Genomic DNA, 6,456 nt, shown 5'->3' on the forward strand with positions numbered 1-6,456 from the left:
CAGAGCACAGGGATCTATTGCCCCTCAGGTCCCAGTCGCCTCGTCGGAAGAGGCTGCCTCTGGCCCACTTTCTGGAGGTCTCCCTGCCGCTGCGCCGTCCTTGGTTACAGCCGGTACTCTGCGGCTCAGGCCCCTGACGGCGGTCGCCGAGGTCGAGAACGGGGGATCCCTGCTTTGGGTGCGCCTGATTCCCCTTCTAATGGGCGGGTTGCTGGGCTTGACCTTGGTGAGTTGGGGATGGGGACGGTTTCTCCAGCGCCCCTCAGCTCCCCTTGTTTCCGGGTCAGGATCTCGTCCGGCAGTGGCAGATTCCACTGCCCCAGAGAATGTCCATCCTATGCCTGGGGAGCTTGTCCCTGAGCCCCTTGTTTTGGCTTCAGAGCAGAACGGACGGCGGGATCCCGCGCCGGAGCTGGAACCCTACAACAGGAGCGAGCCGGTGTTTCGCGCCTTTCCCCTGGAGACTTCCCGCGAGACGGTACGGGCCAGCCTGGGATCCCCCAACCAGCAGGGGCATGGTGCTTGGCCCAACACCGTGTATGACCTGTATCGCCTTGGCGGGGTGAACCTGGGCCTGCTCTACGACGCATCCAGTCTGGCCCTGCGGCAAACCGAAGCCACCGTCACCGATGGCGTACCCACCCCTCAAGTGGAAGGACTCTTGGAGGATATGCTGCAAGCCCCCTTGCCTGCTCAACTGCAGCGAGAACTGCAGGCTGTGCGCGAGGGACGTTCCGGGCGAGTGCAATTCCGCGTTGGCCCCTGGGCCGGCAGGATCGAACGCAACGCCCAAGGCCATCTTTACATGGCCCTCTGGGATCCCACGCTGCCCAGCGGTGCTCCACCACCTTCCCCCTCCTCTCCCACCCTACCCCCGGCTGCCCCCGTTGCCCGGCCTCCCAAGGCCCGTAACCTCAATTCAGCAGCAGGCGGCCCTCGTCCCGGCCAGACCATGCAGGAGCTGCTGCGCCGTGCGCGCGAATTGCGGGGGGACTGAGCCATGTCTGCTTCTGAAGACAAAAAGCCGCTGTTGAGCACCGTCGCTCGCCTCTTCAAAACTCTGGCGAGGCCTTTCCCTGTCGGGCCTACAGCTCTCCTCAAACCCCCCGAACCTCCTCCCCCCAAGCGCCCGGTGCGCCTGCGGATTACCTGCCCAGGAGAGCCCCCCCAGGTGGTTGCCCTGAAGGGATCCGACATTCTCGGTCGCAGCCAGACGGTGGCCACCATTCGCATCCCTGCCCCCGCGGTGAGCCATCTCCACGCCCACATCCGTCCCCGCCCGGATTGGCGCCTGCCCGGTCTGGGTTGGCGGATCCCGTTGCCCCCTATTCTCTACTGGCTGGGGTGGAATGCCGGTCGCTACCAGCTAGAAGATCAAGACTCGACCAACGGCGTTTTCCGCCTCAAACCCTTCGGTGGTGTCGAGCGGGTGCGCCGGGTGATCTTGCGGCATGGCCAGCAACTGAGCCTTGGCCCGCCTCGGGATCCGGAGAGCGTCTGGATTCAAGTGCTGGATCCACCCCCACCACAGGTGTATGGGGTGCGCGGCTGCCTCATCCTGATGGTGGTCTTGGGGCTGGGGGCGAGGATTTGGATCGGCCATGAGTGGAGCAAGTTCTCAGTGGAGCCACCCCTCTCCGCAGATCGCAACCCCCTGATCGTCCTGGCCGGGGATCAGCAGACGGAGCTGCGCCGCCATCAGGGGGACACCTACCGGGAGCTGCCCAACCTAGAAGCTTTTGGCCCAATTCTGCCCAAGGTGGTGGTCGCCGCCGAAGATCACCGCTTTTACTCCCACTTTGGGGTGGATCTGCTGGGCATTGCCCGCGCCTTTTGGGTGAACCTGCGCTCGGGGGAAGTGCAGCAGGGGGGCAGCTCCATCAGCCAACAACTGGCCCGCACCGTTCTGCGGGACTACACCGGCTCCGGCAACACCTTCGGGCGCAAGCTGCGGGAGGCCGTCGCCGCCCTGAAGCTGGAACAGCGCTACAGCAAAGACGAAATCCTCGCTCTCTACCTCAACAATGTTTACCTGGGCAACGGCATCTACGGCTTTGAGACTGCTGCCCAGTTCTATTTCGGGATCCCAAGCCGCCAGCTCAGCCTTTCCGAAGCTGCGACTCTGGCGGCCATTTTGCCCGCGCCCAATGCCTTTAACCCTGTCGCCAACTATGATGCCGCCGTTCGGGGCCGGGATCGGGTGTTGGATCGCCTGAGCGAGCTGAAAGTCTTCCCCGAAGAGGAGATTCGGCGGGCCCGGCGCAGTCGCCTCACCCTCAACCCCAATTTGCGCTCCCAAACCTCGACAGTTGCTCCCTACTTTTACAGTGCCGTCTTCCAGGAGCTGCGGCAGCTCTTGGGCCAAGACCTCTCGGCAGAGGGCAACTTCATCATCGAAACCACGGTGCATTTGCCCTACCAGCGTTTGGCAGAGCAAGTCCTGGCCCAAACGGTGCGCGAGTCCGGATCCCGCTTGGGCTTCAGCCAAGGCGCTTTGGTCAGTCTCGACAGCCGCAACGGTGAAGTGCTGGCTTTGGTGGGCGGGATCGACTACAACGCCAGCCCCTTCAACCGGGCTACCCAAGCTCAAAGGCAGCCGGGCTCCACCTTCAAAGTGTTCACGTATGCGGCTGCCCTCACCCAGGGGATCCCTCTCTCCCAAGTGTTGTCTTGCGAGCCCCTCACCTGGGGCAACCTCACCTTTCGGGGCTGTCGCTCGGGATCGGCCCCTATGGATTTGGCCCGCGGCCTGATCCTCTCCGAAAACGTGATTGCCCTGCGGTTGGCCCAACAAGTAGGTCTAGAGCAAGTGGTGGCGACGGCCCGGCAAATGGGCATCCAATCGCCGTTGCAACCCTATCCTTCTATGGTGATTGGCACAATGGAGGTGAACTTGCTGGAGTTGACAGCAGCCTTCACTCCTTTTGCCAATCGTGGCCTTTGGTCAAGGCCCCACACCATCCGCCGCATCTTGGATAGCAGCGATTGCGCCAACCCCAACGACTTTCGCACCTGCCGTGAGATTTACCCTGGTCGGGAGGATCCCCGTTCTCAGCGACTTGTCTTACCAGAAACCGTCGCCCAACAGATGACAACCGTACTGCAAGGGGTGATCAGCTCCGGCACCGGTACTACTGCCCGGCTCGGCATTGGAGAAGCCGGTAAAACCGGCACCACCACCGCCAACAAGGATCTGCTCTTTATCGGCTACACGCCCAACCCTCCTCTGGTGACCGGCGTTTGGTTGGGCAATGATGACTCCAGCCCAACACGAGGAAGCAGCAGCATAGCTGCTCAAACTTGGGGAAATTACACGAGGCAAGTCATTACCAATAGTTTGACGATGGTTCAATAGAGCAACTCCGAGAGCAGCCTTGGCAATTGGCAACCCCAAATCCTGACAACCCGACAGAAAACTCTCCTGCATCCCAAGTGAGAAATGCCTAATAACCAGTTTGGCCGTACCCCTCAATAAACCCACAATCTAGGTTCACCCACTTTCTCAGCGCAGATCTCGGCCAAAGGGCAACAACGACAAAATAATTAACTTCATGTGTTGTTTGGCAAAGGGGATCCCAACAATGGTGATTGCCAGAATCACAGCCCAGAAGAGATGGTTAAGCACCAACGGCCAGCCAAACAGCAATAGCCAGATGACGTTAAAGATCAGCAGCAGCGGGCTGTTGGCATCGGGATACTCCACCACTTCCTTTCCGAAGGGGGCAAGCACTGCAAACCCCAGTTTGATGCTCTGCCAGCCAAAGGGAATGCCGATGATTGTCAGGCAAAGGCTCAGTCCTCCTAAGATGTAGCCCAAACCTGTCAGCAAACCCCCGAAGATTAGCCAGATGATGTTGCCAATCAAGCTCATGATTCAGATCCTCCACCGTTGAGACCAAATTGCAGGGTACAAGAGCAGAACTAGCCTTCCTGTTCGACATCCATACTCTAACCAGCTGTTGGCCAAGACTGGGATCCCAAAATCTGCTTCTTTCCTGGGCTCTAGCGTTCTGCGTCACCGAGGGGAGCGGGCTCCATCACCGGAGGCACTGCGGCCCTATTCACCTTGCAGGGCAGAATGCGGTTTAGAAAGCCGAGGATCCCCCAAACCCAACTGACGGTGATCACCCAAAAGATCCACAGCCCGCTTGCCCACGGTTGCGGCAAGTCCAAGGCCATCCCCCCAATCATCGGGCCAAGGGCAAACCCCGCCGACCAACAAAGAGAGTTGACCGACAGATACACTCCCCGCAAGTGATCCGGTGCCAAATCCGCCACCAAAGCAGAGGCAGAGGGGTTGTAGCTCACCAACGCCAAAGAGAGCACCGCCAGCGCCAAGACTGCCACCACCGACCCCAATCCCGCCGCCAGACCGCTAAGCCAAACCAAAAGAAATCCCACCCCCCACATCAGGGCGGATCCCTGCAACCCTTGAATGCGCGTCCGGCGATTCAGCCAACGGGCCACCGGCATCTGCAGCAGAGCAACCAAGGCCCCATGTAAGGCAAACAAAATGCCGATTTGCACCTCTGGGATCCCTACCCCATTGCGGAAGTAGAGGGGCATGCTGCTGCTGAGCTGAGCGACATAGGTGGTGAACAGGATATTCGACAGGCCAAACACCAAGAGGGAGCGATCCCTGAGAGCGGTTTTCCAACCTGCCAACACCGGCTCTGCTGCCGGACAAGTCGCCCGAGTTTCCCGGATAAAAAACCAAAGCACCGCCAGAAAGATCAGAAAAGTGACACCATCGATCACAAACAAGAGCCGATAGGCCCCCGTCAGAGCCACCAGCGTGCTGGCCATAGCCACCCCAAGGCTGAGGCCCAAGTTGTCCCCCAGACGGTTGAGGGCGTAGGCTTCGTTGCGCTGCTCGCGGGTGGTTAGATCCGCTACAATCGCTTCTGCAGGCGGCCAGTACAACCCCTGCCCCAAACCTGCAGCCACATTGGCCAGAGCAAAACTCCAGAAGTTATGGGAGAGCGCAAACCCAAACGACCCCAAGCTGGAAATGGCCAGGGAGAGGATCAAAGTGGAGCGGCGCCCCCAAGCTCCATCGGCCATCGAGCCGCCCAGGATGCGGCCAAACACCCCGGCAAAAGCCATAATGCCCAGCCCCAAGCCCACTTGGGTGGCGGTCAGCCCCACCTGATTCACAAAAAAGAGACTGGCATAAAACAAGGTAAAGCCGGTTCCAGTTTGGGAAAGCAGCCGACCGATAAAGATCAGCCAAACCTGAAAACTGAGCTTCGGCCACCAAGAAGGGATCCGCATGTTGGGTGCAGTGGGGGAGGGCCTACCTAGCCTACGGGATCCCGTTCACCGACGCCAGGGCAAGAACCCTGCTCCGACTCTGACAGGTAAGCTGAAAATCTGCCAAGCCAAGCCTGATGTTCGTTACCGGAAGGCTCTTCACCCAGCGAACCAGCAGACAGGGCAACCCATTCCCCCAACTCCAGATATTCGCTCAACAGCCGCGCCAACTTATAAACTCGATAATCGAGCTGCACTAAGCTACTTTTCATCTGCCCCAAAACACCCAGTCCTTTTCTGAGCCAACTTACAACCTTCAACCTTTCCCAAAACCTGCTGAGCAGGAAGCCAACCCCCATCTTGCTTGCTGCAGCCGAGGCGCAAGTTCCCTTTGCCCACAACAGAGCACCTGTAGCTCAGCCGCAAACCTGGACAAAGCTAGAAGAAGCTGTGCCTTACAGTTCTAGTACCAACAATTTTAACTAACGGGGGTGCGGGGGCAATAGGTCCCATGCTCTAGCCGCAGGGTGAGCACTGGGATACATGGATCCCCGCCATACCCCTGAGCGAAATCTGTAGTAAAACCTACTTATGCTGGCGGTAACCTACAAGTACTGGGCTTATCCAGATGCCTCCCAACAAACCAGCTCACGGGCGGACGACGGGGATTGACCTGGTTTTGGAGCAATTCCTGACGACTTCAGAGGGCGCTTTTGGGAACGGCCCAAGGGCTTCAAAGCCCTGCAAGGCCAGCTGAGAAGGCTGCAACCCAGGGGGGCGAGAAAACAGCAGGGGTCTTGCCACTGGAAGAGAGCACCACTGCAGGTTGCCAGGATGCAGCAGGGCATTGCCAATGGTTGCCAAGAGTTCCATTTCCAGAGGGCCCATTGGCGTTGAGACCGAGGGCAGACCCTCTCTATCTTTTCTTTGTGGAAGATCTTTGTGGAAGACCTCAAGGCCAAGGGCTGGGCAAGGGGGATGTTGCCCAAGGATTGCGTCGAGGCTGCCTGGGGATAGATTCTCTGCCTTCTGGAGTGGGTTTGCTAGAAGGGTGGGGTGGACTTTGCCAAGGTTGACCCCAAAGGAAGCGGCCAAATCGGTTGCAAGTGCTGGGGCAGGTTTACCACCTGCTGGGATGACGGGGGCCAGACTTCCCGTTATTCCCGGAACCGGGGCCTACGGACAAACGCAACCGCATGGGCA

At 59.4% G+C, this 6,456-nt stretch carries 3 protein-coding genes and 1 pseudogene; 2 read left to right on the forward strand and 2 right to left on the reverse strand.

All coding sequences use genetic code 11. From position 1 onward, the window contains the following. A pseudogene (locus tag NW838_RS06025) lies at positions 1-997 on the forward strand (serine/threonine protein kinase); the annotation flags it as partial. Between the two features lie 3 nt (positions 998-1,000). After that, positions 1,001-3,355 carry a transglycosylase domain-containing protein gene (locus tag NW838_RS06030; RefSeq protein ID WP_414427696.1) on the forward strand — a complete coding sequence of 785 codons (2,355 nt, stop codon included), beginning with the start codon at positions 1,001-1,003 and terminating at the stop codon, positions 3,353-3,355. Positions 3,356-3,502: 147 nt separating this feature from the next. On the opposite strand, the gene NW838_RS06035 is transcribed toward NW838_RS06030, so the two are convergent. Further along, the gene (locus NW838_RS06035; RefSeq protein WP_414343163.1) at positions 3,503-3,871 is read right to left on the reverse strand and encodes a YccF domain-containing protein; all 369 of its coding nucleotides are present in this window, start codon (positions 3,869-3,871) and stop codon (positions 3,503-3,505) included. A 131-nt stretch (positions 3,872-4,002) separates the two neighbouring features. Further along, positions 4,003-5,274: an MDR family MFS transporter gene (locus NW838_RS06040; protein ID WP_414427697.1), complete on the reverse strand. Its 1,272-nt coding sequence runs from the start codon at positions 5,272-5,274 to the stop codon at positions 4,003-4,005. Positions 5,275-6,456 lie beyond the last annotated feature (1,182 nt).

The sequence above is a fragment of the Synechococcus sp. R55.2 genome (genome assembly GCF_047462075.1).
Classification (GTDB): domain Bacteria; phylum Cyanobacteriota; class Cyanobacteriia; order Thermostichales; family Thermostichaceae; genus Thermostichus.